Raw genomic sequence first — 26,566 nt, forward strand, 5'->3', positions numbered from 1 at the left:
CGCACGACGCGATCGACGCGCACTCTCAAATCGATCGGCTTGAGCTATCTTATGCACCGCCAAGCGGCATGGGGGCCGCTTCAGCATCTTGTCTGGCAGCCGATAACGGCTAGGTCCGACCGCTGCACTGCGCTGCGGCGGCACTCGATTCAATCATTTAAACGCGTTCAGGGGAATTGCGATGCTTCGTCACTCTTTGCGGGTGCGCCTGCTGTTGCCGGTGCTGGCCTTGGTGCTGGTTGTGGTGGTGGCACTCACGGTCATTCTGGCCATTACCGAAGCGAACCGGGTCAAGTTCGAAGCCGGCGACGCGATCGAGCGCCAGTCGGTGTCCTTGCAGACCTTGTTCGCGGTCACCCGCTCGATGATGCTCGACCGCGTCAATTCCTCGATGCGCCAGCTGCGCAAGGAAGCCAATGCGCAGGGCGCCCCGAGCATGGGCAGCGACATCCGCGTCGCCGACCGCAGTGCCAGCGACCTGCTGCTGGGCCAGCGTCCGCAAGCGAATTCCTTCACCATGCTGGACGACGTCACCGCAATCCATGAAGGCACCGCGACGCTGTTCTCGCGCACCGGCGATGAGTTCGTGCGTATCTCCACCAACGTCAAGAAGGAAGACGGCAGCCGCGCCATCGGCACCGTGCTCGATCCCAACGGCCAGGCCGCGGCCAAGCTGCGTAACGGCGAAAGCTTCTACGGCGTGGTCGACATCCTCGGCAACCCGTACGTCACCGGCTACGAGCCGATCTTTGCCGGCAACGACAAGCGCGTCATCGGCGCCTGGTACGTCGGCTACAAGGCCGACACCCAGGCCCTGGAAAACGTGGTCAGCAGCCGTCGCGTGCTCGATTCCGGCTTCATCGCCGTGTTCGACAGCAAGAACAAACTGCGCTTCCAGTCCACCACCGGTGCCACCACCGACACCGCCACCATCGAGCGCATCGTCAAGGAAAGCCCGGACGACTGGGTCGTGACCAAGCAGGAAGTGCCGGATTGGGGCTTCACCCTGGTCTCGGCGTATCCCAAGAGCGACGTCAATGGCGTGATCGTGCGTCAGTCGCTGTGGATCGCCGGCATCGGCTTGTTGGTTTGCGCACTGTTGCTTGGCCTGCAGTGGGCGCTGATCTGGAGCCGCGTGTTGCGCCCCATCCAGCATCTGACCACCGTGGCCGAAGAACTGAGCCTGGGCAAGTGGAACCACACCATCGAAGAGGTCAACCTCAAGGATGAAATTGGTACCCTGGCGCGCGCCATCTCCCGCCTGTCCAACAGTGTCCGGTTGGCCATGGAGCGCCTCAGCAAACGCTGAGCCGCTTCACCCGATTTCGTATCAGATGATGCAAGGAAGACGCCATGTCCAATGAATTCCGTCCGCTGATCGATGTCCTGCGCGAGCTCAGGGCGTTGGCATTGAAGAAGGCGTCCGGCTTTCTGTTTGTCGTCACCGAAGAAAACCATTCCTGCATCGTCCGCCTCAACGCCGGACAGATCGAAGAAGTGGTCTTTCGCATGCTGCGCAATGATGAGGCGGTGCAACGCCTCACCATGGTCGGTGCCGCGAAGGCCCGCTTTCAGGTGGACCCCGGTGCCGGCATGGGCAAGCCGTCGTTGCTGAGCGAAGACTCGCGCCAGTGGTTGATGGGCGGCTTCGAACAGGATCTGGGCGGCGCCCCTGCTCCGGCGCGCGCACCCGTGGCACCCGCGCCGGTGGCGGCTTCACCGGTCGCAGCCGCCGCGCCAGCACCCGCGCCGTCAGGCAACGCCAGTGCCGGCGCGCCGGACGATCGCGTACGCGATGCCTTGGAAAAAGTCGCGCTGAACTATCTCGGCCCCATCGCCGGCATGCTCTGCGACGAAGCCTGGGACGCGTCCAGCGATATCGAACAGGTACTCAGCCAGCTCGGCGCCAACCTGGCCACACCGCAGGAAGCGCAGAAGTTCATGGCCGACGCACGTACGGCGTTGGCCAGGGTGCGTTGAGGCGGTAGCGTCGAGATTGGGCCATAGGCATCTTGGAGGCGCCTGTATCTCGAAGAGTTTGGCAACACGGTGTTAGACAACTACTACAAGCTAACGATCAATGAACGTCATCATCGTCGGTCGGTCTAGGACGTGTCTCCGTGGGGCGATGGCGGTTTGCAGACTCGTTGAGCAAATCGGGCACGCCAGCCTTATGCCACGGGTGTGGGACTTGCCCACTGAGCGATGAATTCGTCTATTCTCTCCGCGATGCGGCTATCGACAGTGCGCAGACGCAAGATCTGAATGCCGTTTTTAGCGAGAATTTCGTTTTTCAAGGCATCCCGCGCCACTTGATCGGACCGGTCGTGGGAGCCGCCATCTACCTCAATCACGCCGAGTGGCGTCTTTCCCACCTTGAAATAGATCACGAAATCGCAACTGGCACGCGCCATGAAGTCTCGGTCTCGCTGCGTCAAGTCCAGGGCATTCGGCGAAACGAGCTGATTCAATCTGATCTGATCGTGATACATCAACGATTGACACGCTGGAGCGGAGAGCGCTTCGCGCAACAATTGTGCCGCGATCTGCTCGGATTTGTAGCGCGAATCATTGGGCCGCAGGCGAGCATTCAATCGCGCCAAGGACTGGTCATACTCGCGGTATAGCAAGTCGAAGGCCGAAACCACGGGCGCACGCATGATCTGTTCGTCTTGCGCATAGTAGGTAACGTAGCGCATCAAAGCCGCAATGTGCCCATTGTTGCCGGCGAACACCTCGTCGCCGGTCACCAGGGTGAAGCGGTGCTTGGCCCGTGAAACTGCCACGTTAATCATACGAGGGTCATCGACGAACTCCAGGCGTTTGCGCTCCTGGTTGTAGCGCTTCTTGTCCAGCACGGTGGAGAAGACGATCTCGTCGCACTCCCTGCCTTGGAACTTGTGCACGGTGTCTTTGACGAAACCTGCCGGCAGGCGGGTACAGGAAAGGTCGACCTGTGCTCGGAATGGTGCAATGAAGCCACGACCGTCACCGTCCACCCCGATGGATTCGGCATCGTCATCGAGCATCTTCAGCAGAGAGTCCAATTCCCGCAGATTGGTGTTCTGACGCGCGTGGTTGCCCCTGGCGGTCACCACTAGGCGAAGCGGCGCCTCGCCCTTGTCCTCAGTCATCGGCACCAATGCATTGTCGTAGAACTGTTGATTGCAGAACTGGATGATTTTAGGGTGACAGCGGTAGTGTTCTTTCAATAAGGTCCTGGGCAGCGCGTCTTTGAACACGCCAATGCAAGAGTCGAGCAGGCTATAGCGCTCGCAATCGTAGGCATCGACAGGTGCTGGCAGGCCCAGCGTCACCGGAATGTGTGCCAACTGGCGGCTATCGCCGACCACGATCAGATTCTTCGCACAGCCCAGCGGCAGAATGCCCGGCAAGATATCTTGCAGTGAGGCCTCGTCAATAATCACGTAGTCGAGGATCGCCCCTGGCGCAATCGAATTGACGATGGAGTGCGTGCCGCTACCCAGAATTGGGAAGCGCTTCAAAAATGCATCGAACAATTGCCGATACGTTTTTGCATCGAAACTGTTGGAGGGCTGAGGCAGCCTCTGCAGGTGCTGCTTCAGTTGGCGCATTGATGCTGACTTCAATTCATCCAGCAAAGCTACGAAATTCCCATGTTCCAACGAGGCGCGGCAGGCTTGCAACTCAGCTTCTTTGTCCCGAAGCGACTGGTCGTAGTAATGCATCTGCAAAGCATGAAACACCGACAAGCGCGCCTCGCCCCCAACAAACGGCTTGACGCGGAAGATCTTGAATTTGAACAGGAGTTCGATGCGATCCTTGAGGCTGATTCGCTGCTCACCCAGATAGGCCATGTAGGCCATCAGGTCTGCGATCTTTTGCGGCGATAGTCCATACCTGTCCAGCGAGGCGGCGGTCTCTACACCGCTGTCTGCCTGCCATTGCTGCAGGTAGCACCGCTCGATGGTCAGCTCATCGAGCTCGACCCGTAATTGCGCTGCTCGATTGTGATCTTGCAAATGCTGCTTCACGCGGGTCAGCAAGAGCTGAATCTCGTCAAGAGTCGGTGCGGACTCGGGATCAACCGATGGCCAAGGCGTCAGGTTGGCGAAGAAATCGTCACGGTTGCCCTGGTTGCCGAGCTTTGCGATCACATACCCCAGGCCGCATTTTTCCAGCTTCTCGTAGACGTTTTCCACCGCCGCATTATTGTTGGACAGCACGGCCACCGTCTGTCCACGCAGGAGGATATTGGCGAGGATGTTGAGGATGGTCTGGGTCTTGCCGGTTCCAGGTGGACCTTCAATCACGCTGATCTGCGCACGGAACGCCTGCTCGACCGCGTCAAGCTGGCTTTCATTCAACCCGAAGGGATAGATCAGACCCTGGCCAGGCGCAAGCACGCCGTTTCGTCCCGTGCAGTAGGCCTGCAAGGCGCTTTCGGCACAGGCAGGCAGCCTTGCTAGCTGGCGCACGACATTAGCGGCGATGTCGCACTCGGTCTTCGACCCCGCACGCTCCTGCCGAGCACTTGCCACGGACGTAAAATATTGGAAGACCGGCGTTTCCTTTATCGCCGTCGGCGAAGCAAAGCAGATGCTGTCCATTTTGAATACATAGGGCCTGTTGGCATCCGGATAGTGCACGACAGCATACCGTTCGCCGTAAATCGTCGCCTTGGTGATGGGCGTGACGATTGCGCTGTCCGGCTTCGTCAGCAACATCTCGCTCAACTCACGAGTCGGAGAGACCTGGCAATCGCCGAGTGGGCGCGTATAGGTTTTCTTGGAAGGATAATGACAAGTCAGCTGTAGCGCTTTGTACTTTTCGCTCCAGAAAATCACCCAATCGCTTATCTTCGCAGTCTTATCTTCGCCATCCACGTAGATAGAAACCATAAGCCCCTTATTCTATTACGAACAGCATCTCCAGTTCGCTTTGCAGCGAACACCGAATGCAATTCTATTGCCAATAAGGAATTTCTTGCCATCTCCGTCTAATGGAGAGCGCGAATGGGCGCCTGGCAACACGCAATCCGTGACGCAACGCAACCTTCGCGATTGTGGAAACCGGCGCTTGAGACATCTTCCACATGGCGCTGTCACTCAACTTTTCGCAGCTACCGCTGGTTAGCCATCTAGAATATCTGGGTCCGATTTCCGGCACACATCGTCAACCTCATCACAACGATGACGTGCTGGAAGGCAATAATCACCACTATGGTTCTTTAATTATTTCTTTTAGAAAATTAAATCGGAATCTCTCTACTTGAGATAGTCGACAATAGACGTCTCCTCACTCCCACTCGATCGTCGCCGGCGGCTTGCCGGAGATGTCGTAGACCACCCGCGAAACGCCGCGCAGTTCGTTGATGATGCGGTTGCTCACGGTGCCGAGGAAGTCGTACGGCAGATGCGCCCAATGCGCGGTCATGAAGTCGATGGTCTCCACCGCACGCAGTGCGATCACCCATTCGTACGCACGCGCATCGCCGACCACGCCGACGGATTTCACCGGCAAAAACACCGCAAATGCCTGGCTGGTCTTGTCGTACAGATCGGCCTTGCGCAGCTCGTCGATGAAGATCGCATCGGCCTTGACCAACAGTTCGGCGTATTCGCGCTTCACTTCGCCCAGGATGCGCACGCCCAGGCCCGGGCCCGGGAACGGATGACGATAGACCATGCTGCGCGGCAGGCCGAGTTCCACGCCGAGGCGACGCACTTCGTCCTTGAACAGTTCGCGCAGCGGTTCGACCAGGCCCAGCTTCATGTGTTCCGGCAGGCCGCCCACATTGTGGTGGCTCTTGATCACGTGCGCCTTGCCGGTCTTGCTGCCGGCCGACTCGATCACGTCCGGATAGATCGTGCCCTGCGCCAACCACTTGGCGTTGGCTAGTTTGTTGGACTCTTCATCGAAGATATCCACGAACAGGTTGCCGATGATCTTGCGCTTGGCTTCCGGGTCGCTCACGCCTTCGAGCTTGGCGAAATAGCGGTCCGCCGCATTGACGCGAATCACCTTGACGCCCATGTGTTCGGCAAACATCGCCATCACCTGGTCGCCTTCCTGCCAACGCAGCAGACCGGTATCGACGAACACGCAGGTCAGCTTGTCGCCGATCGCCTTGTGCAACAGCGCCGCGACCACCGACGAATCAACACCGCCGGACAAGCCGAGAATTACTTCGTCATCGCCCACCTGTTCGCGCACGCGCGCAATCTGGTCGTCGATGATGTTGGCCGCCGTCCACAGGGTCTGGCAGCCGCAGACATCGACCACAAAGCGGCGCAGCAAGGTCTGGCCCTGCAGCGTGTGCGTCACTTCCGGATGGAACTGCACGCCGTACCAGCTCTTCTCCTCGTTGGACATCGCCGCCACCGGAATGCGGTCGGTCACGGCAGTAATCTTGAAGCCCGGCGGCACCTGCGACACGTGATCGCCGTGGCTCATCCACACGTTCAAGCGCGATGCGCCGGCGTGATCGCTCAACCCTGCGAACAAGGCATCGGCGGCCACCACATCGACTTCGGCATGACCGAATTCGCGCTGGTCGGCCGCCTCGGTGGCACCGCCCAGCTGGGCCGCCAACGTCTGCATGCCGTAGCAGATGCCAAACACCGGCAGGCCGCTGTCGAACACTTCCTGCGGCGCGACCGGCGCACCTGGCAAGGTGGTCGACTCGGGACCACCGGACAGGATGATGCCTTTGGCGCCGAAGCCGGCAATCTCCGACGGGTCGTGATCCCAGGCCCAGATCTCGCAGTACACGCCGATTTCGCGGATGCGCCGCGCGATCAACTGCGTGTACTGCGCGCCGAAATCGAGGATGAGGATCTTGTCGTTATGGATGCTGGTCATTGAGCGCCGGGAATCGAGAATCGGGATTGGGGAATCGCAACAGCAAACGCGGCGCCGGCCGCTATCGGACGAGGAAGCGGCGGGCTCTTACGATTCCCGATTCGCGATTCCCCATTCCCGATCATCCAGCGCGATAGTTCGGCGGTTCCTTGGTGATCTGCACGTCGTGGACGTGGCTCTCACGCTGGCCGGCGCCGGTGATCTTGACGAACTTCGGCTTGGTGCGCATCTCTTCGATCGTGGCGCAGCCCACATAGCCCATGGTGGCGCGCAGGCCACCGATGAGTTGATGAATGATGCCACCGACCGAGCCGCGATACGGCACACGCCCTTCGATGCCTTCCGGCACCAGCTTGTCGGCGTCGCTGGAATCCTGGAAATAGCGGTCCTTGGACCCCTTCTCCATCGCGCCCAGGCTGCCCATGCCGCGGTAGCTCTTGTAGCTGCGGCCCTGGAACAACTCGACTTCGCCAGGCGCTTCTTCGGTGCCGGCCAGCAGACCGCCGACCATCACCGTGGACGCACCCGCCACCAGCGCCTTGCCGATATCGCCGGAGTAGCGGATGCCGCCGTCGGCGATCAACGGAATGCGGTCCTGCAACGCTTCGGCCACCATGTCCACCGCGGTGATCTGCGGCACGCCCACACCTGCAACCACGCGCGTGGTGCAGATCGAACCCGGACCTACGCCAACCTTGACCGCATCGGCGCCGGCATCCATCAGCGCCAGCGCTGCATCGCCGGTGACGATGTTGCCGCCGATCACCTGCAGGTGCGGATAGGTCTTCTTGACCCAAGCCACACGGTCGATCACGCCTTGCGAATGGCCGTGCGCAGTGTCGACGATGACCACGTCAACGCCGGCAGCAGCGAGCAGTTCGATACGCTGTTCGGTATCGCCGCCCACACCGACTGCCGCACCGACCAACAGCCGCGTGGACGAATCCTTGGCGGCGTTGGGGTTGTCGGTCTTCTTCTGGATGTCCTTGACCGTGATCAGGCCGCGCAGCTCGAAGCTGTCGTTGACCACCAGGATTTTTTCGATGCGGTTGCGATGCAGCAGCTCAAGCACTTCCTCATCGCTGGCGCCTTCGCGCACGGTGATCAGGCGATCCTTCTTGGTCATGATGTGGCGGACCGGATCGTCGAGCTTCTTTTCGAAACGCATGTCGCGGCTGGTGACGATGCCGACCAGTTCGCTGCCGTCCACCACCGGCACGCCGGAGATGTTGCGCGCACGCGTCAGTGCGATGACTTCGCCGATCGTGGTGTCCGGGCTCACCGTAAACGGCTCGGTGATCACGCCGGACTCGAACTTCTTGACCTTGGCCACTTCGGCCGCCTGCTGGGCAGGGGTCAGGTTCTTGTGGATGATGCCGATGCCGCCCAGCTGTGCCATGGCCACCGCCAGGCGGTGCTCGGTCACCGTGTCCATCGCGGCCGACAGGATCGGCAGCTTCAGACGCAGATCGCGGGTCAGCCGGGTTTCCAGGCTGACATCCTTGGGCAGGACGATCGAATGAGCGGGGACGAGCGAGACGTCGTCGTAGGTGAGAGCTTCAGCCTGGATGCGGAGCATCGGCGGACCCGAGTTTGGGGAAGCGCGGCATTTTACCCTGAAAGCCTTCACGAAGACACCACGCAGCCGCAATGCTGCGTTACACCGATCGCTCAACCAGCGGCGTCGGCCGCTTCCAGGGTGTTCTGCATCAGCGTGGCCACGGTCATCGGCCCCACTCCGCCCGGCACCGGCGTGATCCAGGCTGCGCGCTGTACGGCGGCATCGAAGCCGACATCGCCCACCAGGCGTCCGTCTTCCAGCCGGTTGATGCCCACATCGATCACCACTGCGCCTGGCTTGACCCATTCGCCGGGAATCAGCCCGGGGCGGCCCACCGCCACCACCAGGATGTCGGCATTGCGCACGCTGGCCTCCAGCACATCGGCCGGGGTGAACTTATGGCAGCTGGTGACCGTGCAACCGGCAATCAACAGTTCCAGACCCATCGGCCGGCCGACGTGATTGCTCACACCCACAATCGTAGCGTTGCGCCCGCGCACCGGTTGATCGGTATGCCCGAGCAAGGTCACGATGCCGCGCGGCGTGCACGGGCGCAGGCCGAATTCGCGCAGTGCCAGATGCCCCACATTTTGCGGATGGAAGCCATCCACATCCTTACGCGGATCGATGCGCTGGATCAGCCGGTTGGCATCGGGGATCCCCGGCAGCGGCAGCTGGATCAAGATGCCGTGGATCTTGGGATCGGTATTGAGCTCATCGATCAACGCCGCCAACTCGGCCTCGCTGGTGCCGTGCGGCAGGTCGTAATCGAACGCTTCGATGCCCACTTTTTCCGCCGCGCGTCGCTTGTTGCGCACATACACCGACGACGCCGGGTCGCCGCCGACCAGCACCACCGCCAACCCCGGCCGCGCCTTGCCCGCGGCCACGCGCGCATCCACGCGCAGCTTCAGCCCGTCGAGCAGGTCCTCGGCAATGCGGCGACCATCGAGAAGGCGGGCCGGAGCGGAGGCAGCTGGCGCGGAAGCGGTCATGGGGCGTCAGGTGTAGAGTCGAAGGCCGTCTATTGTCCCCGATTCCGTCATGACCGACACCACCCCGCCCACCGATTCGACCACCACCGCCATCGAAGCGGCCGCATTCCGCCGCCTGCTGCAGCATCTCAATCAGGAGCGCACCGATGTGCAGAACATCGACCTGATGATCCTGGCCGGCTTCTGCCGCAACTGCCTGGGCGACTGGTACCGCGAAGCGGCCGAGGCGCAGGGTCAGCCGATGAGCAAGGACCAGGCACGCGAAGCGGTCTACGGCATGCCGTTCGCGCAGTGGAAGCAACAACATCAGAAAGACGCGACTCCCGAACAACTCGAAGCATTCGCTGCGGCCCAGCGCAAACACGGCTGATCGTTGGTCTGGACGCGCGGCTGTTGCGATTGCTGTGCGTCTACTTTGCCTAGCTGACATCTGCGTGGCCATTCGGCGGGCAATCGCTGCTCCTCGATGTGGTGCGCGGCTGTGGCAGGAGTCCACGCTGGTATTGAGTGCACCGTTCCGCCGGATTGCTTATTGCTAGCGATGTCTTGTTGATGGCCTCAAGACTCGAAAAGTTTGGGTGCGTGGGAGGGTTGAATGCAGTGGATAGATCTAATGCAGAGCGCATGATCTGCGCCCTGGCTGCAGGGCTCTTGCCCGCCTCCCCCGCGGGACACGCCGTGAATCCGTCCATGGGGGCTCCTATGCGGCATGCATGCCGCATAAGGTCCCGCGCCGCCAGGCGAACAAGGGCCAGTCGAGAGGGTCGGTGTGCATGGTTTCAAGCAAGGCACCAGTCCCGCCATTTAGTTGCTGGCCTTTTATCAGCGGCGCGGGCTGAAAGACATTCCGCCGACCGGGCCGCTGCCGGTGTCGGTACCGGGCGCAGTGGATGGCTGGTTCGCGCTGCATGAGCGCTTCGGGCGCAAGCCGATGGCGTAGAACCTGGCGCTGGCGATCCGCTACGCGCGCGAAGGCCACCGCGTCCGCCACGCAAACCGCGGCGTCGCAATACCGAGCGACTTCGCAACGAAAGTGAAGTGCAGTACGGCCAGCTGTTTATCTGGTCACCGACCAACGTTCTGGCTATGCGGCATCCATGCCGCATAAGGTCCCGCGCCGGCAGGCGGACAAGCGCCAGTCGAGATGGTCGGTGTGCACGGTTGCAAGCAAGGCACGAGCTCCGCCGTTCAGTTGCTGGCCTTTTATCGCCAAGTGGAAGTGCAGTAAGGCCAGCCGTTTACCTGCTCACCGACCAACGTTCTGGCGCGGTGCCCTCGCCGCTTGCGGACCCTGTGGCGGCATGGATGCTGCCACGGAGCGTCCATGGATGGATTCACAGCGTGTCCCGCAAGCGGTGAGGGCATCGCGCGCTCGACGACGCGACCTGACCATCCCGCTGACGGCAGCAGGCGCCAAAAGACTGCACTGCCGCAAGCCAGTTGCACGCACCCCCACATTCGGTTCTTACGCAGTCCCCTCGCCCACCTGACGACCACGGCGTGTTGTCAGCCGTTCTTGGTCTCTGCCGCAACCTCTTCACCCGCTTGCGCCAACGCATCGCGGTTGAGCGACCGGCTCTCCCGTCGCGGCGGCGTAAACGGCGTGGGCTTGGGCACCGTCGGCGTGATGTTGCCGAACATCAACCCTGCCCCGGCACGCACATTCCCCGCAGCGATTTCCAGCTCCAGCCGCTCCGCATCGCGGCGGCGGATCTCACGAGCGATCATGTCGGCCTCATCCTCGTCCACACCCAGCTCGACCAGCGCCATCTGGCCGAAGGTCACCGCCGACTCGAAGGTTTCGCGAATCTGGTAATCCACACCGGCGGCGATCAGCTGCAGCGAATGCTCGCGATCAAACGAGCGCACCAGCAGGCGCGCATGCGGGAACTCACGCGTCGCCAGCTCGACGATGCGGTTGGCTGCCTCGCGATTGTCGATGCACACCGCGATCGCCTGCGCAGTATGCGCACCGGAAGCATGCAACACGTCCAGCCGGGTCCCGTCGCCGTAATAGATCTTGAAACCGAACTCTTCCGCGCTCTGGATCATCTCGATGTCGTTATCGATGATGGTCACGTCCACGTCGCGCGCCAGCAGCGATTGGCTGGCCACCTGACCGAAGCGTCCGAAGCCGATCACCAGCACGCTGCCGGTCTGACCGTTGGCGGCTTCCACACCGTCCAGCGATACCGCTGCCGGTGGGGTCAATCGTCGCTGCAACAGCACGAACAACGGCGTCAGCGCCATCGACAGCACCACAATGGCGGTGAGGGTGGCATTGACCTGCGCATCGATCACGCCCGATGCCGCGGCCGCCGCAAACAACACGAAGGCGAACTCGCCGCCCTGCGCCATCAGCACACCACGGTCCAGTGCCTGGCGATGATCGCTGCGCATCAACCGCGCCACCGCATAGATACACGCCGCTTTGCCCACCATCAGCGCCAACACGCCGACAAGGATGAGCCGCCAGTCGGCCGCAACCACGCGCAGGTCCAGGCTCATGCCCACGCCCAGGAAGAACAAGCCCAGCAAGATGCCGCGGAACGGTTCGATATCGGCTTCGATCTGATGACGGAAGGTGGATTCGGACAGCAGCACCCCGGCCAGGAACGCCCCCATCGCCATCGATAGCCCGCCCACCTGCATCAGCAGTGCGGCGCCCAACACCACCAACAGCGCTGCCGCCGTCATCACTTCGCGCGCCTTGGACGCAGCAAGAATCCGGAAAAGAGGATTGAGCAACCAGCGCCCGGCCACCAGCAGGCCGACGATGCAGGCCAGGCCGATCCCGACGTCATGCCAGCGCTGCGACGCGGCCTGCGGATCGCCACTGGAACCCATCCAGGCCACGATCGCCAGCAACGGGACGATCAGCAGATCCTCGAACAACAGGATCGCCACGATCTTCTGCCCCGAGGGCAAGGCCACATCGCCGCGTTCGGCCAGCAACTGCATCACCACCGCGGTCGAGGTCAGCACGAAACCGGACGCAGCCACGAAGGCCACCGGTGGCGCAAAGCCCAGCAACATGCCGATCCCGGTAAGCACCAGTGCGCACACGCAGATCTGCACGGTGCCCAGGCCAAAGATTTCCTTGCGCAGGCTCCACAGATGCGAAGGCCGCATCTCCAGGCCGATCACGAACAGGAACATCACCACGCCCAATTCGGCGACATGCAGGATTGCCTGCGGGTCCTCGAACAGGCCCAGTCCGAATGGCCCGATCGCCAGCCCCGCTGCCAGGTACCCGAGCACCGAGCCCAGGCCCAACCGTCGAAACAATGGGATCGCAACCACCGCAGCGCCCAGCAGAGCCACCACGTTGATCAGTTCACTGGAATGTGCAGGCTGGCTCATACCCGGATTCTAACGACACGCGCGCAGCGACGCCTTGCATCTGCTTGCTTGTTGCGCCGAGCAGCTTAGGCGCCATCGTTTCCACCGAGCCCTCGCACTTTGATCGGGACGCCTAAACGACAAACGACGCCGGATGGCGTCGTTTGCGATGAAACAGTGGCTAAGCGATCAGCCGCGCGCGTCGGCCTGGGCCAATGCGTTACGCAGAATTTCCTTCGCCGGTTCACCGTGCTTCTCGTGCTGAAGCGCAAAGTGGACAGTCGCTTCGATCAAGCCGATGTGCGCGCCGCAATCGAAACGACGGCCCTCGAAGCGGAATGCATCGACCTGCTCTTTCTTCAACAGCTCGGCAATCGCATCGGTCAGCTGGATCTCGCCGCCGGCGCCTGCACCGGTCGCTTCCAGCAACTCAAAAATCTTCGGGCTGAGCACATAGCGGCCGACCACGGCCAGGTTGCTCGGCGCCACTTCCGGCTTGGGCTTTTCGACGATCGCATTGATGCGGCCCTTGCGGCCGTCGAATGTATCGGTGGAGACAATGCCGTAGCTGGCGGTCTTGTCGTGCGGCACATCTTCCACGGCGATGACGCTGCCGCCGGATGCTTCGGCCACATCGGCCATCTGGGTCAGCGCGGCATCGCCGCGGTTCCACATCAGATCGTCCGCCAACAACACGGCGAACGGCTCATCGCCGACCACTGCCTTCGCACACAACACCGCATGGCCCAGACCCAGCGCCTCGGCCTGCGTCACGAAAATGGCGCGAACACCTTCCGGCAACGCATGACGCACCAGTTCCAGCTGCTCCAGCTTGCCTGCACGCTCGAGCTTCTGCTCCAGCTCGTAGGCCTTGTCGAAGTAGTCGGCAATCGAATGCTTGTACCGATTGGTGACGAAGATCAACGTATCGCAGCCGGCCTGGATGGCCTCGTCGACAGCGTACTGGATCAATGGTTTGTCGATGATTGGCAGCATTTCCTTCGGCACCGTCTTGGTGGCCGGAAGAAAGCGGGTCCCAAGACCTGCGACGGGGAATACGGCCTTGCGAATACGCTGGCTCATTACAGTCTTCTGACCTCACGTGCGGGGAATGGAACGACCGTATCAGATCGCGCGTCGACTTTCCGTCGAGCAGCCGCAAAATCCGGCATCAGGCTGCCCAGCACAGTCTCCATTGCCTTTATGTCATAGCGATTAACCGCCTCGCGCAAACGCGTCACCAGCTGCAACACCTGCTCGTGCGAGAACTCGCGCACGCCGGCTTCCAGAATCTTGGGATGCGCGGTCGGGCGATAGTCTTCGTCGGAATAGAACAGCGTTTCATGCAGCTTTTCGCCAGGACGTAATCCGGTGTAGAGAATCGCCACATCCTTGCCCGGCTGCTTGCCAGCAAGACGGATCATCTGCTCGGCAAGCAGACGGATCGGTACCGGTTCGCCCATGTCCAGCGTATAGATCGCGCCATGCGACGCCGAGGCAGCTGCCTGGATCACCAATTGGCACGCCTCGGGAATGGTCATGAAGTAGCGCGTCACGTCCGGGTGCGTCACCGTGACCGGGCCACCCTGGCGGATCTGCTCGCGGAACAACGGCACCACGCTGCCAGCCGAATCCAGCACGTTGCCGAAGCGCACGGTGATGAAGCGCGTTGGTGCATCGCGCGCATCAAGACTCTGGCAGATCATCTCCGCGTAGCGCTTGCTTGCGCCGAGTACGTTGACCGGCTCGACCGCCTTGTCGGTAGAAATAAACACGAAGGTTTCGATGCGTGCACGCTGACAGGCGCGCGCCACGTTCTCGGTCGCCAGCACATTGTTGCGTACGGCCTCGCGCAGCTGCTCTTCCAGCAACGGCACCTGCTTGTATGCGGCGGCATGGAACACCGCATCCGGGGCGGCGGTGTTCAATGCATGCGCCACCACGGCCGGGTCGCCGCAATCGCCAAGCACCCGCACCACTTCGATATCCGGGAACAAGCGACGCAGGTCCGAATCGATGGTCAGCAACGCCAACTCATCGATTTCCAGCAGCACGATGCGACGCGCACCGTGACGCGCACACTGGCGGCAGACTTCCGAACCGATCGAACCGCCGGCACCGGTTACCATCACGGTCTTGTTGGTGAGCCAGTCGCGGATCAATCGCCAGTCCGGCGTCACTGGCTTGCGATTGAGCAGGTCCTCGATGGCAACCTCCTTCAATTCGCCCGGCAGCGAACGGCCTTCCAGCACATTGATCAGCTTGGGCACCATCCGGAACGGCAGGCCGGTGCTCTCGCAGATCGCCACCACCCGCTGCATGCCGGAGGCATCGAGCGAGGGAATCGCGATCACCAGCAGCTTGGCGGCGGTTTCCTTGGCAATCGAAGCGGCCTGATCCAGATTGCCCAGCACGTTGAGGCCCTGGATCTTGGCGCCGTGCAGGTTGTTGGCATCGTCCAGAAAGCCGACCGGCACGAAGCTACCGGTGCGGCGAAGATCACGCACCAGACCTTCGGCAGCGCGTCCGGCGCCCAGGATCAGCACGCGTTGCGCCGCATCGCCGGAATGTGCGATCTGGTAATCCTTCCAGGCGCGATACAGCAGACGCGGCGTTCCGAGCAACGCCGACAGCGCGAACGGATAGACCACCAGTACCGAGAGCGGCACGCCGTCCAGGCGGTCGTACGACAACGCCAGCACGATCGCCACCAAGCCGAGGAAGCTCGACTTGAAGATGTTCCAGAGATCAGGCACCGATGCGAAGCGCCAAAGCCCGCGGTACAGACCCATCTTCCAGAACACCAGCCCCTGTGCTACCAGGACCACGGCGGTGCGCCAATCCCAAAGAGGAAGGTCCGGTGCTTCGCGCAGCATCGAGTAACGACCCGCATGCAACAGCTGCCAGCACACCCAGACCATCAGAAGGTCGTGGACTACCACTGCAACTTGCGGCAGCGCCTTGGTCAAACGGTCACGCCAGGAAATCATAAGAATCCATTACTCAGGAATTGCGCAATCCATCGCGCAGAAAATACCAACTGGCACTAGCGCCCAGGCCCCACACCACGGCTGCCCAGACTTGCTGACCAAACACATCATGACGAAGTAACACATACAAGCAGACGGCAGCGACGCTGAAAGCGAAATAAACAGCGGTTACCGGAACATGCGTTCCAAGCCGGCGCGCCAGGCGTTGATACACGTGTTGCGCGTGTGGCTCCCACCAGCGCTGCCCGGCGAGCATGCGAGACAGTAGCGTGAAGCCGGCGTCCACAAGGAAGGCAGTCAGCGGCAACCAGCCGATCCACCAGCTGACCTGCCCGCCTGCGACGTTCAGCGCAAGCAACGCGGCCAGAACATACCCCAGCGCACCGCTGCCACCGTCGCCGAGGAAGATGCGCGCACGCGGAAAATTGAAAGGAAGAAACCCCAGACATGCTGCCGCTACCGCCAGACCAGCCAGCGACCAGGCTGCCGGGGCCACCGCCGCAAATGCCAGTGCGGCCAGCGCGGCCTGGCTGGCGGCTAGTCCGTTGATGCCGTCCATGAAGTTCCACACATTGATAAGCACCACCGACGCGACAGCGCTGAGCACGCCATCCCATGCATTGCCCGTGCAATACGTGACCAGCAATCCAAGCGATACGGATGCGGCCAGATGGATCGCAAACCGCAGCCTGGCCGACAACGGCCGATGGTCGTCCCACCAACCGACGCCGGCCACCAGGACCAACCCGACCGCGAACCAGCCGACCACCATGCGTACCGCTGGCCACAGCAGGCTGGCTGCGACGCAACCCAGCAGGATCGCGGCAACGATCGCCATGCCACCACCACGCGGAGTGGCAACCACGTGGCTGCGCCGCTCGCCGGGTTCATCGAGCAGGCGGCGATGCAACGCATACCGTCGCAGCAGCCACGTTCCAAGTGCCGCAACGATTACGTGCAAGGCGCACCAGAGCCAGATCTGAGGCATCAGCGCGTATCACCGCTCTTAGGACCACGGGCATATGACGTGCGCTTTTTAGAGTCACGCATAAGAGACCCGCGCAGAACAAATGGCCACAGCTGCAAGCAGGCCCGACCCAGATCGGAGGCATCGGGCAGCACACGGCGTAGCGGTCCAGGCGACATCTGCGCAGTTGCCAGCCAGCGGATTGCCACGGGCATGATTGGCGCGGACGCAAGCTGCGACGGCGCGACCCGCGAGTTGATCAAACCAACAGCGGCTAACAAAACGTCGCAAGCGGCTGGCAGACGAATGTGGACGGCGCGCAGGAACCCGAGTGATCGAGTGATAGAAGCCGATTCCGGGCACCGGCCGCGCCCGCCTGGCGACTGCGTAGTCGTTTTGGCAGTCGCTCTAAACGCAGTGTGCCGAACAGACAGAAACACGCGTTACACCACCGCGTAGTTCAACAGCGGCTTGACGGTGCCCCACTCCTTACAGCTCGGGCATTGCCAATGGTGGGTTTTTGCGCCAAACCCACAACGGGTGCAACGGTAGCTGGGGTTACGCACCAAGAGCTGGTCGGTGATGTGCTTGAGATCGTTCAAGGTGCCAACCGGGTCGCTGCCTTCGGCAAGCGTCAGGTCGATCAGCGCCGACTCGCCGCGCACCGATGGCCGGTCCTTGAGCTGGCGACCGAGATAAGCCAGCGCGGGCGCAACCCCATCCTGCGCCTCCATCAACTGGGTCAGTGCCAGCACCGGTGCGATACCGCGGTAGTGCTCGGTCATCTCCGACAGGAAATTACGTGCGCCGGCAATGTCGCCGACGCTCCGATAGGCGGCCATCAGGGCAGGAATGATTTCCGGCAGATACTCCGGGTCGTGCCGTGCGGCGCGCTCGAAGGCACGCACGGCGGCCTCGTTATGGCCGCGCTCGGCTTCGATGCGCCCCTCCAGAATGCCGGCGCGGACCGACGTGCCGTCGGCCTGATACGCACGCGCGATCGCCTGCAAGGCTTCATCGACCTTGCCCAGTCCGCGGTATCGATCGGCCAGCTCGCATTCGAACTGCGAGATCAGCTTGCCCATCGGCTCACCGGTGACTTCTTCGTAGCGGGTGGCGTTGTCGATCGCCTTTTCCCAATCGCGCTCGGCCTGATAGATGCCGATCAGGTGACGCAGCGCCTGCGGCGCGCGTTGATCCAGCTGCGCAAGTTCGGTAAAGACCGTTTCGGCGCGATCCAGCAGACCGGACTTCATGTAGTCCTCGCCCAGCGCCAGCAAGGCCTGGACCCGCTGTTGATCGGTCAGGTCGGCGCGCTGCACCAGGCCCTGATGCAGGCGGATGGCGCGATCGACCTCCCCGCGGCGGCGAAACAGGTGACCCAGTGCGACCTGTGTCTCAAAGGTTTCCTTATCCAGCTCGGCGATGTGCAAAAACAGCTCGATCGCCTTGTCCGGCTGCTCGTTGAGCAGATAGTTCAGACCACGAAAATAGGTACTGGACAGTCGGCTGACCTGAGTGTCGCCATGACGCTGCCCACCACGGCGGCCGACGATCCAGCCACTGAGCGCCGCCAGCGGTAAAAACAGGAAAAACCAGAACCACTCGGTCAGGAAGTCCATACGTGCTTAGAGTCCATCGAGAGGGCGCGGCTCGACTGCGGCAGGCGTGACAGGCCTGGCGTCGGCGCGGCTGACCGCAACAGCCTTGTTGGCCTGGCGCAGCTTGGAATAGAGAGGAATGACCACACTGACCAGCACCATGCCGGCACCGATCAACACACCGACCAGCAGCGCGACGATGATCGCCACCCCGGAACTCGTGTGCACACTAGAAAACAGGAAATCGAGAGTGATGTCCTGGGAATTGACCGCACCGATAACCAGGCCGACCAACAAGAAAGCCAGCATCACCAGCAAGCGAAACACCTTCATCGCGCGACTCCGTCGGGAAGGCGCCTAGCTTAACCGAGCCGACATAAACGCAGAGGTAGAGCCGCCTCAGTCTGCGGCATCGGCCAAATCGACCGGGACCACGGAGCTGACACGCTCACGCAATTCCTTGCCCGGCTTGAAATGCGGAACATGCTTGCCCGGCAGCGCAACCGACTCGCCGGTCTTGGGATTGCGGCCCAGACGTGGCGGACGGTAATGCAGCGAAAAACTGCCAAACCCGCGGATTTCGATCCGATCACCATCGGAGAGCGCCTGCCCCATCATTTCCAGCAGTGACTTCACCGCCAGATCCACGTCGTCCGACTTCAGATGCGCTTGGCGTCGCGCCAGGATTTCAATCAATTCGGACTTGGTCATGGGAACTTGCTTTTTTCGACTGACACATCGGAATCGGCCCGGGCAAGCCCGGGCCGATCCATCACGCTCGCGAGAGCGCTACGCGCTTACTCGGACTTGTTGCTGTTCAACTGTGCACGCAGCAGCGCGCCCAGCTGAGTCATGCCGCCCGACGCAGCGGAGGACTGATATTCCTCCAGCGTCTCGCGCATTTCGGCATCGTCCTTGGCCTTGATCGACAGCTGCAGGGTGCGGCCCTTACGGTCCATGCCCACGAACTTGGCTTCGATCTTGTCGCCGACCTTCAGATGCTGAGTCGCGTCGTCGACACGCTCGTTGGCGATGTCGCGTGCAGCGACGTAGCCTTCGATACCGTCGGCGAGGTCGATCGTGGCGCCCTTGGCATCCACTTCACGCACAACGCCTTCGACCTTCGTACCCTTCGGGTTGGACGCCATGTACTGACCGAACGGGTCCTGCTCCAGCTGCTTGACGCCCAGGCTGATGCGCTCGCGCTCCGGGTCCACTGCCAGCACGACGGCTTCCAGCGTGTCGCCCTTCTTGTAGTTGCGCACAACATCTTCGCCGGTGGTGTTCCAGCTGATGTCGGACAGGTGCACCAGACCGTCGATGCCGCCGTCCAGACCGATGAAGATGCCGAAGTCGGTGATCGACTTGATCTGACCGGACACCTTGTCGTTCTTCTTGTGGGTCGCAGCGAAGGTTTCCCACGGATTGGCGGCAACCTGCTTCATGCCCAACGAGATGCGGCGACGCTCCTCGTCCACATCCAGCACCATCACTTCGACTTCGTCACCAACCTGCACAACCTTGGACGGGTTGACGTTCTTGTTGGTCCAATCCATCTCGGAGACGTGCACCAGACCTTCGACGCCCGGCTCGATTTCGACAAATGCGCCGTAATCGGTGACGTTGGAGACCTTGCCGAACACGCGGCTGTTGGCCGGGTAACGACGCGCGATGTTGTCCCACGGATCTTCGCCCAGCTGCTTCAGGCCGAGGCTGACGCGGTTACGCTCGCGATCGAACTTCAGCACGCGCACGTCCAGCTCGTCGCCGACGTTCACGACTTCGGACGGATGGCGCACGCGCTTCCAGGCCATGTCGGTGATGTGCAGCAGGCCGTCGATACCGCCCAGGTCCACGAATGCGCCGTAATCGGTCAGGTTCTTGACGACACCCTTCAGGATCGCGCCTTCCTGCAGCTTGTCCATCAGCTGCTCGCGCTCTTCCGAATGCTCGCTCTCGACCACTGCACGACGCGACACCACGACGTTATTGCGCTTGCGATCCAGCTTGATCAGCTTGAACTCAAGCTCCTTGCCTTCCAGGTAGGCCGGGTCGCGCACCGGGCGCACATCCACCAGCGAACCAGGCAGGAACGCGCGAACATCCTTGATGTCCACGGTGAAACCACCCTTGACCTTGCCGCTGATGCGGCCGGTGATGGTTTCGTTCTTTTCCAACGCTTCTTCCAGCTCGTCCCACACCATCGCGCGCTTGGCTTTCTCGCGCGACAACACGGTCTCGCCGAAGCCGTTTTCGATGGAGTCCAGCGCAACCTTGACCTGGTCGCCCACGCCCACATCGATCTCGCCAGCGTCGTTACGGAACTGCTCGATCGGCACGATGCCTTCGGACTTCAGGCCTGCGTTGATCACCACCACGTCGCCGCGCACTTCCACGACGGTACCGGTGACGATCGAGCCCGGCTTCAGCTTGGCCAGATTGGCTTGACTGGCTTCGAACAGTTCAGCAAAAGATTCTGTCATTTGGATTTTACTCAGTTGAACACACGGGCGTTGATCGTCGGGTTGCGACAGATACGGACCGCCCAGCCTGTTGGTCGACCCCAACAACGAGTCGGTTTGGAAGTAGTAGAACCGCCACGCAGGATGCGCGACGGAGCTGTGGAACGCCTTACGGTCGGCGGGACATGCCCGCTTGCGGAACGCTTACGACGACGTGTGGACAGCTAACATCCCGACCACACGCTGGACGACATCCTCGATCCCTATTCCGCTGGTATCGATGAGCACGGCGTCTTCGGCCGGCCGTAATGGCGCCACCACCCGCTGGGCATCCCTGGCATCTCGGGCCATGATCTCGCGCAGCAGGTCGTCAAAGATAACCGAAACACCCTTTTCCATCAACTGTTTATGACGACGGCCCGCACGTTCTTCGGCACTGGCGGTCAGGAAAACCTTAAATGCGGCATCCGGGAAGATCACCGTACCCATGTCGCGCCCATCGGCGACCAGGCCGGGTGCGCGCCTGAATGCGCGTTGGCGTTCCTTGAGGGCACCGCGCACCTCGGGAATCGCCGCAATCGCCGAGGCCAGGGCGCCAGTGGTCTCCAGACGCAATTCGCCGGTCGCATCCACGCCGTTGACCAGGACCCGCAAGCCCGCCTCGCCGGCGTCGTCGAACTCGACCTTGGTATCGAAGGTACAACGCACCAGCGCAGCCGGGTCGGACACGTCCAGATCGGCCCAGCTCGCCGCCACCCCCACCGCGCGATACAGTGCGCCCGAATCGAGATAGTGCCAGCCCAACCGGGCAGCCACGATGCGGCTCACTGTGCCCTTGCCGGCGCCGGAGGGACCATCGATGGTGAGGACGGGCGAAAGGTCGGTCATTCAGGTTTCCGGTAGGTCATCAGGCGCTAGTGTAGCGCCGCTCGCAGCGATTCGGATGCAACCACTTGAAAGCACGACGAAAAGCCGGTTAGAATTGCCGGCTTAATTGCGGGTGCAGCCTCGATCGCGCGCACTCTTCCATCGAATCCAACCGTTTACGCCGAGGTGTGCCATGAAAGTCCTGTCCTCCCTGAAGTCTGCGAAGACCCGTCACCGCGACTGCAAGGTGGTCCGCCGCCGCGGCAAGGTCTTCGTGATCTGCAAGTCGAACCCGCGTTTCAAGGCGCGTCAGCGCTGAGCTTTCGCGGCGCGTGCAAGACCCGAGAAAGCCGCCTTCGGGCGGTTTTTTCTTGGCCGACGCTTGATGCGGCTTCATCCTTGGCGTGCTGAGCAAGGCATCTGCTGCCACGCGTCGACGTCACCGCACGAGTGGCGCGCATCGCGCCAACGTTTGTCCTGGTTTTTTGCTGTAATCACCATCCGAATCTTGTCCACTGGGGAGTAGATGACATGCGCAACCGTTTGTTTGTGATGCCGCCGATCGTGCTGACAATCGCGCTGATGGGGATCAGTGCCGCCGCATCGGCCGAAACGCTGTTGGTCGATCGTGCGCAGCAAAAACCCGCTGCCGCCCTGCCCTTGCGTGGCGACAGCATGAGTCAGGTCGAAGGCCGCTACGGTGCGCCGCAGGAGAAGCTCGACCCGCGTGGTGGCCAGAAGCGCCAGTGGCCGACCATCCACCGCTGGGTGTATCCGGCATTCACCGTGTACTTCGAAAAGAGCAAGGTGATCGACGTGGTGGCCAATCAGGCCGATGCCAACGAGATCGGGCCGAAACCGCCGATCCAGTAAGACGCGACATCACCCCGGCCAGCGCGTGCAGACATCGTTCGCTGCACGTCTGGCCCAACGCGTCGCAGCACCACGTATCTGGTCCGCCAGCACTCGGACATGCGTTGCTGCGAATCTGCATCAAGCCTGGCGCGGCAACGTGCGCCAGGATCGCAAGAGCCTGCACTCGGGTGCGGGGTATCGATGAACGTCTGGGCCACTGTCCGGACACCAAGATGAGTATTGCCTCGCATGACCGACCGTCTTCGTTTTCCCGCCGAATGGGAACCTCAATCCGCCGTGTTGCTTGCGTGGCCGCATGCCGGCACCGATTGGGCCGAGCGCCTGGCCGATGTGGAAGAGACCTACATCGCGCTGATTACCGCGATCTCCCGCTTCGAGCCGGTGGTCGTCTGCGTCGCCGATGACGATCTGCAGATCTATGCCGAAGCGCGGCTGCGTTCGGCGCGCGTGGACATGACGCGGGTGCGCTTTGTGATCGCCGCCTACAACGACACCTGGTTGCGCGATTCCGGCCCGATCACGCTGCGCCAGGATGACGGTTTCCGCCTGATGGATTTCCGCTTCACCGGGTGGGGCGGCAAGTTCGAGGCCAGCCTGGACGACCAATTGGTGAGTTCGCTGGATGCGGCGCAGGTCTTCGTGCCCGCCCCGGTGCAGACGGTGGATTTTGCGCTGGAAGGCGGTGCGATCGAAACCGATGGTGCCGGCACGCTGCTGACGACCTGGACCTGCCTGCACGAACGTCACCCGCAGCGCACGCGCGAGTCGCTGAGCAGCGATCTTGCTGCATGGCTGTCGCAGGATCGGGTGCTGTGGCTGGACCATGGCTACCTCGAAGGCGACGACACCGATGCACATATCGACACGCTGGCGCGCTTTGCCGGCCCGCACGCGATCGTCTACCAGGGCTGCGATGTGCCCGGCGATTCGCATTACGCCGAACTGCAGGCGATGGGCAACGAGCTTGCCGCGCTGCGCACCGCCGACGGGCAGCCGTACCGTTTGTTCGTGCTGCCGTGGGCCGAGCCGATTCTGGATCAGGGCCGTCGCCTGGCTGCGTCGTATGCCAACTTCCTGATCGTCAACGGCGCGGTGCTGATGCCGGCCTATGGCGATCCGGCCGATGCGACCGCGCAGGCGGTGCTGGCCGAAGCGTTTCCGCAGCACGAAATCGTGCCGGTGCCCTGCCGTGCGCTGATCTGGCAGAACGGCAGCCTGCATTGCCTGACCATGCAGTTGCCGGCCGGCCTGCTCGCCGCCTGACCAGTGCGTTCGATGCGACTACGTAAGTAGCGTGTCGTTTCTTGTTCCGGCCGGCAGGCCGGTGTTATGCCATGGCGCGCTACCTTAGTGCGCACCTTTGCAGGATGAGATGCCATGTCCCGTCACCTTCTTTCCGTCGCGCTGATTCAAGAGCGCAACCACGGCGACGCCGAGGCCAATCTGGCCATCATCGAATCGCGCGTGGCCGAGGCTGCCGCACAGGGCGCCAAGTTGGTGCTGCTGCAGGAGCTGCATAACGGCGCGTATTTCTGTCAGCACGAGTCGGTGGACGAATTCGATCTGGCCGAGCCGATCCCTGGCCCGAGCACCGAGCGCCTGAGTGCGCTGGCCAAGCAACATGGCGTGGTGCTGGTCGCCTCGTTGTTCGAGCGCCGCGCCGCCGGCCTGTATCACAACACTGCGGTGGTGTTCGAAAAGGACGGCCGCCTGCTCGGCAAGTACCGCAAGATGCACATCCCCGACGACCCGGGCTTCTACGAGAAGTTCTATTTCACGCCGGGCGATCTGGGCTTTACGCCGATCGATACCTCGGTGGGCCGCCTGGGCGTGCTGGTGTGCTGGGATCAGTGGTACCCGGAAGCGGCACGCCTGATGGCCTTGGCCGGTGCGGAACTGCTGCTCTACCCCACCGCGATTGGCTGGGACCCGGACGATCAGCAACCCGAGCAGGAGCGTCAGCGCGATGCTTGGGTACTTAGCCATCGTGGGCATGCGGTCGCCAATGGCGTGCCGGTGCTGTCGTGCAACCGCGTCGGGCATGAACCCTCGCCGCTGGGCGCGTCCGGCATCCAGTTCTGGGGCAACAGCCATGTGCTGGGGCCGCAGGGCGAGTTCATCGCCGAAGCCGGCCAGGAGCCGACCGTGCTGATCTGCGATGTCGACCTGCAGCGCAGCGAACATGTGCGGCGCATCTGGCCGTTCCTGCGCGACCGTCGCATCGATGCGTACGGCGACCTGCTCAAGCGTTACATCGACTGATCGCATGGCCGTCGAGCTGCGTGCAGTCCGCGATACGGACATCCCGGCGATCACCGCGATTTATGCGGAGCAGATCGCCGGGTTCAATACCTACGAATACAGCGCGCCGTCGAGCGCGGACATGCACGCCCGCATGCGTGCGATCGTGGATGCAGGCTACCCGTATCTGGTGGCAGAACATGCCGGCGCTGTCGCCGGTTATGCCTATGCCAGTGCCTATCGCGCACGTGCGGGCTACCGCTGGACGGTGGAGAATTCGATCTATCTTGCCGCCGACATGCAGGGCCGCGGGATCGGCAAGGCCCTGTTGGGCGAGCTGATCGCGCGCTGCGAGCAGCGCGGTGATCGGCAAATGATTGCGGTGATCGGCGATGCCAGCAACCAGGCATCGCTGCGGCTGCATGAACGTTTTGGATTTCGCACGGTCGGAGTGTTCACCGGTATCGGCCGCAAGCAGGGTCGCTGGTTGGACGGCGTGCAGATGCAGCGCCAACTCGGCTCCGGTAACACCGCCCCTCCCTCTGATGAATGACCCCATGACTGAGCAGACCACCCACGTTCTGGACGATGCGCTGTCCGGCCAGCCGCACCGCATCGTCGAACGCGATGGCGTGCGCTACACCTTGCTGGGAACTGCCCATGTCTCGCTGGCCAGCGTCGCCGCGGTGCAGCGGGCGATCGGCAGCGGCCGCTACGACGCGGTGGCGGTAGAGCTGGACGCGCAACGCCTGCAGGCGCTCAGCGACCCCGATGCCCTCGCCCGCCTGGATCTGGTGCAGGTGATCCGCAAGGGGCGCGTGGCCTTGTTCGCCGCCAATCTGGCACTGGCGGCCTACCAGCGTCGCCTTGCCAAGCAGTTGGGCATCGAGCCGGGCGCGGAGTTGAAAGAGGCGGTGAATCTGGCGCGTGCGCAGGGGCTGCCGGTCTATTTGATCGATCGCGAAGTCGGGCTGACCTTCAAGCGTGCGTCCGGGCGGTTGGGATTCTTCGGCAAGATGAAACTTGCCGGCGGTCTGCTCAGCGGCCTGTTCGCCGCCGACGAGGTGGGCGAAGAGGAGATTGAAAAGCTCAAGCAAGGCGACATGCTGGAGGCGAGCTTCGGCGATTTCGCCAGCGAGAGCCCGGAGCTCTACGACACGGTGATAGCCGAGCGCGATCGCTACATGGCCACGCGCCTGCGCGAAGAAGCCGGTGCCGGGCAGCAGGAAGTGCTGGCGGTCGTCGGCGCCGGACACCTGGCCGGGCTTGCGCGGCACCTCGAACAGGACACCGATGCGCCCGGCCCGCTGCGCGAGTCGCTGGAATACGTGCAGCAGCGCAAGCGCGTTCCCTGGATCACGCTGGGCATCCTGGCAGTGATCATTACCGGGATCGGCATCGGGTTCTGGCGCGGCGGCCTGAGCATGGGCGCCGACCTGCTGCTGCAGTGGGCGATGTACACCGGCGGGCTGGCCGCGCTGGGCTGTCTATTGGCCGGCAGCCACCCGTTGAGCATCCTGACCGCTGCAGTGGTCGCCCCATTCAAACCGTTCCGTCTGAGCGTACCGACCGGTGCCTTCGCCGCGCTGGTCGAAGTGCATATGCGCAAGCCGGCCTATGCCGATTTCCTGTCGCTGCGCGACGATGCGCAGACCCTGCGCGGCTGGTATCGCAATCGCGTGTCGCGCGTGGTGCTGACGTTTCTGTTGACTAACGTCGGCAGCATGGCCGGAGTGTGGCTGGCAGGCGTGCAGATCTTCAATCGCCTGCATGGGTGATTGAGAGGCAGTCGAAAAGGTGCGGTATACCGACGCCTTG

Annotated in this window: 22 protein-coding genes, 1 other RNA gene and 1 pseudogene; 10 read left to right on the forward strand and 14 right to left on the reverse strand. The window is 62.3% G+C overall.

Translation table 11 applies throughout. The features are described 5' to 3' along the window. Positions 1–181 precede the first annotated feature (181 nt). Positions 182–1,309, forward strand: coding sequence for a Cache 3/Cache 2 fusion domain-containing protein (locus tag ACZZ0O_RS17625; protein WP_323517587.1), 1,128 nt, complete (start codon positions 182–184; stop codon positions 1,307–1,309). A 44-nt stretch (positions 1,310–1,353) separates the two neighbouring features. Further along, the gene (locus tag ACZZ0O_RS17630) at positions 1,354–1,980 is read left to right on the forward strand and encodes a hypothetical protein (protein WP_311238210.1); all 627 of its coding nucleotides are present in this window, start codon (positions 1,354–1,356) and stop codon (positions 1,978–1,980) included. A gap of 191 nt (positions 1,981–2,171) precedes the next feature. On the opposite strand, the gene ACZZ0O_RS17635 is transcribed toward ACZZ0O_RS17630, so the two are convergent. From ACZZ0O_RS17635 to folD, 4 genes are all read right to left on the reverse strand, one after another. Then, positions 2,172–4,883: an AAA domain-containing protein gene (locus tag ACZZ0O_RS17635; protein ID WP_463591404.1), complete on the reverse strand. Its 2,712-nt coding sequence runs from the start codon at positions 4,881–4,883 to the stop codon at positions 2,172–2,174. 397 nt (positions 4,884–5,280) lie between these two features. Further along, positions 5,281–6,846 (reverse strand): glutamine-hydrolyzing GMP synthase, encoded by a 1,566-nt coding sequence (gene guaA / locus ACZZ0O_RS17640; protein WP_463591405.1) that lies wholly within the window; start codon positions 6,844–6,846, stop codon positions 5,281–5,283. A 121-nt stretch (positions 6,847–6,967) separates the two neighbouring features. Next, a complete protein-coding gene (guaB, locus tag ACZZ0O_RS17645) occupies positions 6,968–8,425 on the reverse strand; it encodes an IMP dehydrogenase (protein WP_311238204.1) in 1,458 nt (485 codons plus the stop codon). A gap of 92 nt (positions 8,426–8,517) precedes the next feature. Continuing rightward, positions 8,518–9,402, reverse strand: a complete 885-nt coding sequence (gene folD / locus ACZZ0O_RS17650; protein ID WP_055852245.1) for a bifunctional methylenetetrahydrofolate dehydrogenase/methenyltetrahydrofolate cyclohydrolase FolD — start codon at positions 9,400–9,402, stop codon at positions 8,518–8,520. Positions 9,403–9,451: 49 nt separating this feature from the next. Between folD and ACZZ0O_RS17655 the strand changes: the two genes are divergently transcribed. Together ACZZ0O_RS17655 and ACZZ0O_RS17660 are read left to right on the forward strand one after the other, a co-directional pair. After that, positions 9,452–9,772, forward strand: coding sequence for a DUF1244 domain-containing protein (locus ACZZ0O_RS17655; RefSeq protein ID WP_115527877.1), 321 nt, complete (start codon positions 9,452–9,454; stop codon positions 9,770–9,772). A 441-nt stretch (positions 9,773–10,213) separates the two neighbouring features. Then, positions 10,214–10,339, forward strand: a pseudogene (locus ACZZ0O_RS17660) (gamma-glutamyltransferase); the annotation flags it as partial. Positions 10,340–10,908: 569 nt separating this feature from the next. Here the strand turns inward: ACZZ0O_RS17660 and ACZZ0O_RS17665 are convergent. From ACZZ0O_RS17665 to cmk, 10 genes are all read right to left on the reverse strand, one after another. Continuing rightward, positions 10,909–12,765: a monovalent cation:proton antiporter-2 (CPA2) family protein gene (locus ACZZ0O_RS17665; RefSeq protein WP_463591406.1), complete on the reverse strand. Its 1,857-nt coding sequence runs from the start codon at positions 12,763–12,765 to the stop codon at positions 10,909–10,911. 168 nt (positions 12,766–12,933) lie between these two features. Further along, the gene (gene galU / locus ACZZ0O_RS17670; protein WP_463591407.1) at positions 12,934–13,827 is read right to left on the reverse strand and encodes a UTP--glucose-1-phosphate uridylyltransferase GalU; all 894 of its coding nucleotides are present in this window, start codon (positions 13,825–13,827) and stop codon (positions 12,934–12,936) included. Then, positions 13,827–15,734, reverse strand: coding sequence for a polysaccharide biosynthesis protein (locus ACZZ0O_RS17675; protein WP_161963889.1), 1,908 nt, complete (start codon positions 15,732–15,734; stop codon positions 13,827–13,829). The genes galU and ACZZ0O_RS17675 overlap by 1 nt, the downstream gene beginning before the upstream one ends. A 13-nt stretch (positions 15,735–15,747) precedes the next feature. Then, positions 15,748–16,722: an MraY family glycosyltransferase gene (locus ACZZ0O_RS17680; RefSeq protein ID WP_463591408.1), complete on the reverse strand. Its 975-nt coding sequence runs from the start codon at positions 16,720–16,722 to the stop codon at positions 15,748–15,750. Positions 16,723–16,973: 251 nt separating this feature from the next. Further along, positions 16,974–17,045, reverse strand: a non-coding RNA gene (locus tag ACZZ0O_RS17685) — sX9 sRNA. A 99-nt stretch (positions 17,046–17,144) separates the two neighbouring features. Next, entirely contained in the window at positions 17,145–18,323 is a 1,179-nt protein-coding gene (lapB, locus tag ACZZ0O_RS17690) for a lipopolysaccharide assembly protein LapB (protein WP_055852219.1), read from the reverse strand. Between the two features lie 6 nt (positions 18,324–18,329). Next, on the reverse strand, positions 18,330–18,635 hold the full coding sequence (locus tag ACZZ0O_RS17695; RefSeq protein ID WP_463591409.1) for a lipopolysaccharide assembly protein LapA domain-containing protein: 306 nt from the start codon (positions 18,633–18,635) through the stop codon (positions 18,330–18,332). Between the two features lie 66 nt (positions 18,636–18,701). Then, a complete protein-coding gene (locus ACZZ0O_RS17700) occupies positions 18,702–19,013 on the reverse strand; it encodes an integration host factor subunit beta (RefSeq protein ID WP_002805779.1) in 312 nt (103 codons plus the stop codon). Positions 19,014–19,099: 86 nt separating this feature from the next. Continuing rightward, positions 19,100–20,785: a 30S ribosomal protein S1 gene (gene rpsA / locus ACZZ0O_RS17705; protein WP_055852209.1), complete on the reverse strand. Its 1,686-nt coding sequence runs from the start codon at positions 20,783–20,785 to the stop codon at positions 19,100–19,102. 183 nt (positions 20,786–20,968) lie between these two features. Next, on the reverse strand, positions 20,969–21,652 hold the full coding sequence (gene cmk / locus ACZZ0O_RS17710) for a (d)CMP kinase (RefSeq protein ID WP_115513122.1): 684 nt from the start codon (positions 21,650–21,652) through the stop codon (positions 20,969–20,971). A gap of 172 nt (positions 21,653–21,824) precedes the next feature. Between cmk and ykgO the strand changes: the two genes are divergently transcribed. The 6 genes from ykgO to ACZZ0O_RS17740 all read left to right on the forward strand — a co-directional run bounded on the left by ykgO (position 21,825) and on the right by ACZZ0O_RS17740 (position 26,526). After that, positions 21,825–21,950 carry a type B 50S ribosomal protein L36 gene (ykgO, locus tag ACZZ0O_RS17715; protein ID WP_005913193.1) on the forward strand — a complete coding sequence of 42 codons (126 nt, stop codon included), beginning with the start codon at positions 21,825–21,827 and terminating at the stop codon, positions 21,948–21,950. Positions 21,951–22,162: 212 nt separating this feature from the next. Then, positions 22,163–22,504, forward strand: coding sequence for a hypothetical protein (locus ACZZ0O_RS17720; RefSeq protein ID WP_055852198.1), 342 nt, complete (start codon positions 22,163–22,165; stop codon positions 22,502–22,504). Between the two features lie 231 nt (positions 22,505–22,735). Beyond that, positions 22,736–23,770 carry an agmatine deiminase family protein gene (locus tag ACZZ0O_RS17725; protein WP_161963656.1) on the forward strand — a complete coding sequence of 345 codons (1,035 nt, stop codon included), beginning with the start codon at positions 22,736–22,738 and terminating at the stop codon, positions 23,768–23,770. Between the two features lie 114 nt (positions 23,771–23,884). Continuing rightward, positions 23,885–24,769 (forward strand): carbon-nitrogen hydrolase, encoded by an 885-nt coding sequence (locus ACZZ0O_RS17730; protein ID WP_463591410.1) that lies wholly within the window; start codon positions 23,885–23,887, stop codon positions 24,767–24,769. A gap of 4 nt (positions 24,770–24,773) precedes the next feature. Next, the gene (locus tag ACZZ0O_RS17735) at positions 24,774–25,301 is read left to right on the forward strand and encodes a GNAT family N-acetyltransferase (protein WP_228325545.1); all 528 of its coding nucleotides are present in this window, start codon (positions 24,774–24,776) and stop codon (positions 25,299–25,301) included. Next, positions 25,294–26,526: a TraB/GumN family protein gene (locus ACZZ0O_RS17740; protein ID WP_463591411.1), complete on the forward strand. Its 1,233-nt coding sequence runs from the start codon at positions 25,294–25,296 to the stop codon at positions 26,524–26,526. The genes ACZZ0O_RS17735 and ACZZ0O_RS17740 overlap by 8 nt, the downstream gene beginning before the upstream one ends. Positions 26,527–26,566: the final 40 nt, after the last annotated feature.

The organism is Xanthomonas sp. AC360 (assembly GCF_979258225.1).

Coding starts and splice junctions, on each gene's coding strand:
- ACZZ0O_RS17625 (WP_323517587.1), top strand. CDS start 182: ATGCTTCGTCACTCTTTGCGGGTGCGCCTGCTGTTGCCGGTGCTGGCC.
- ACZZ0O_RS17630 (WP_311238210.1), top strand. CDS start 1,354: ATGTCCAATGAATTCCGTCCGCTGATCGATGTCCTGCGCGAGCTCAGG.
- ACZZ0O_RS17635 (WP_463591404.1), bottom strand. CDS start 4,883: ATGGTTTCTATCTACGTGGATGGCGAAGATAAGACTGCGAAGATAAGC.
- guaA (WP_463591405.1), bottom strand. CDS start 6,846: ATGACCAGCATCCATAACGACAAGATCCTCATCCTCGATTTCGGCGCG.
- guaB (WP_311238204.1), bottom strand. CDS start 8,425: ATGCTCCGCATCCAGGCTGAAGCTCTCACCTACGACGACGTCTCGCTC.
- folD (WP_055852245.1), bottom strand. CDS start 9,402: ATGACCGCTTCCGCGCCAGCTGCCTCCGCTCCGGCCCGCCTTCTCGAT.
- ACZZ0O_RS17655 (WP_115527877.1), top strand. CDS start 9,452: ATGACCGACACCACCCCGCCCACCGATTCGACCACCACCGCCATCGAA.
- ACZZ0O_RS17665 (WP_463591406.1), bottom strand. CDS start 12,765: ATGAGCCAGCCTGCACATTCCAGTGAACTGATCAACGTGGTGGCTCTG.
- galU (WP_463591407.1), bottom strand. CDS start 13,827: ATGAGCCAGCGTATTCGCAAGGCCGTATTCCCCGTCGCAGGTCTTGGG.
- ACZZ0O_RS17675 (WP_161963889.1), bottom strand. CDS start 15,734: ATGATTTCCTGGCGTGACCGTTTGACCAAGGCGCTGCCGCAAGTTGCA.
- ACZZ0O_RS17680 (WP_463591408.1), bottom strand. CDS start 16,722: ATGCCTCAGATCTGGCTCTGGTGCGCCTTGCACGTAATCGTTGCGGCA.
- lapB (WP_055852219.1), bottom strand. CDS start 18,323: ATGGACTTCCTGACCGAGTGGTTCTGGTTTTTCCTGTTTTTACCGCTG.
- ACZZ0O_RS17695 (WP_463591409.1), bottom strand. CDS start 18,635: ATGAAGGTGTTTCGCTTGCTGGTGATGCTGGCTTTCTTGTTGGTCGGC.
- ACZZ0O_RS17700 (WP_002805779.1), bottom strand. CDS start 19,013: ATGACCAAGTCCGAATTGATTGAAATCCTGGCGCGACGCCAAGCGCAT.
- rpsA (WP_055852209.1), bottom strand. CDS start 20,785: ATGACAGAATCTTTTGCTGAACTGTTCGAAGCCAGTCAAGCCAATCTG.
- cmk (WP_115513122.1), bottom strand. CDS start 21,652: ATGACCGACCTTTCGCCCGTCCTCACCATCGATGGTCCCTCCGGCGCC.
- ykgO (WP_005913193.1), top strand. CDS start 21,825: ATGAAAGTCCTGTCCTCCCTGAAGTCTGCGAAGACCCGTCACCGCGAC.
- ACZZ0O_RS17720 (WP_055852198.1), top strand. CDS start 22,163: ATGCGCAACCGTTTGTTTGTGATGCCGCCGATCGTGCTGACAATCGCG.
- ACZZ0O_RS17725 (WP_161963656.1), top strand. CDS start 22,736: ATGACCGACCGTCTTCGTTTTCCCGCCGAATGGGAACCTCAATCCGCC.
- ACZZ0O_RS17730 (WP_463591410.1), top strand. CDS start 23,885: ATGTCCCGTCACCTTCTTTCCGTCGCGCTGATTCAAGAGCGCAACCAC.
- ACZZ0O_RS17735 (WP_228325545.1), top strand. CDS start 24,774: ATGGCCGTCGAGCTGCGTGCAGTCCGCGATACGGACATCCCGGCGATC.
- ACZZ0O_RS17740 (WP_463591411.1), top strand. CDS start 25,294: ATGAATGACCCCATGACTGAGCAGACCACCCACGTTCTGGACGATGCG.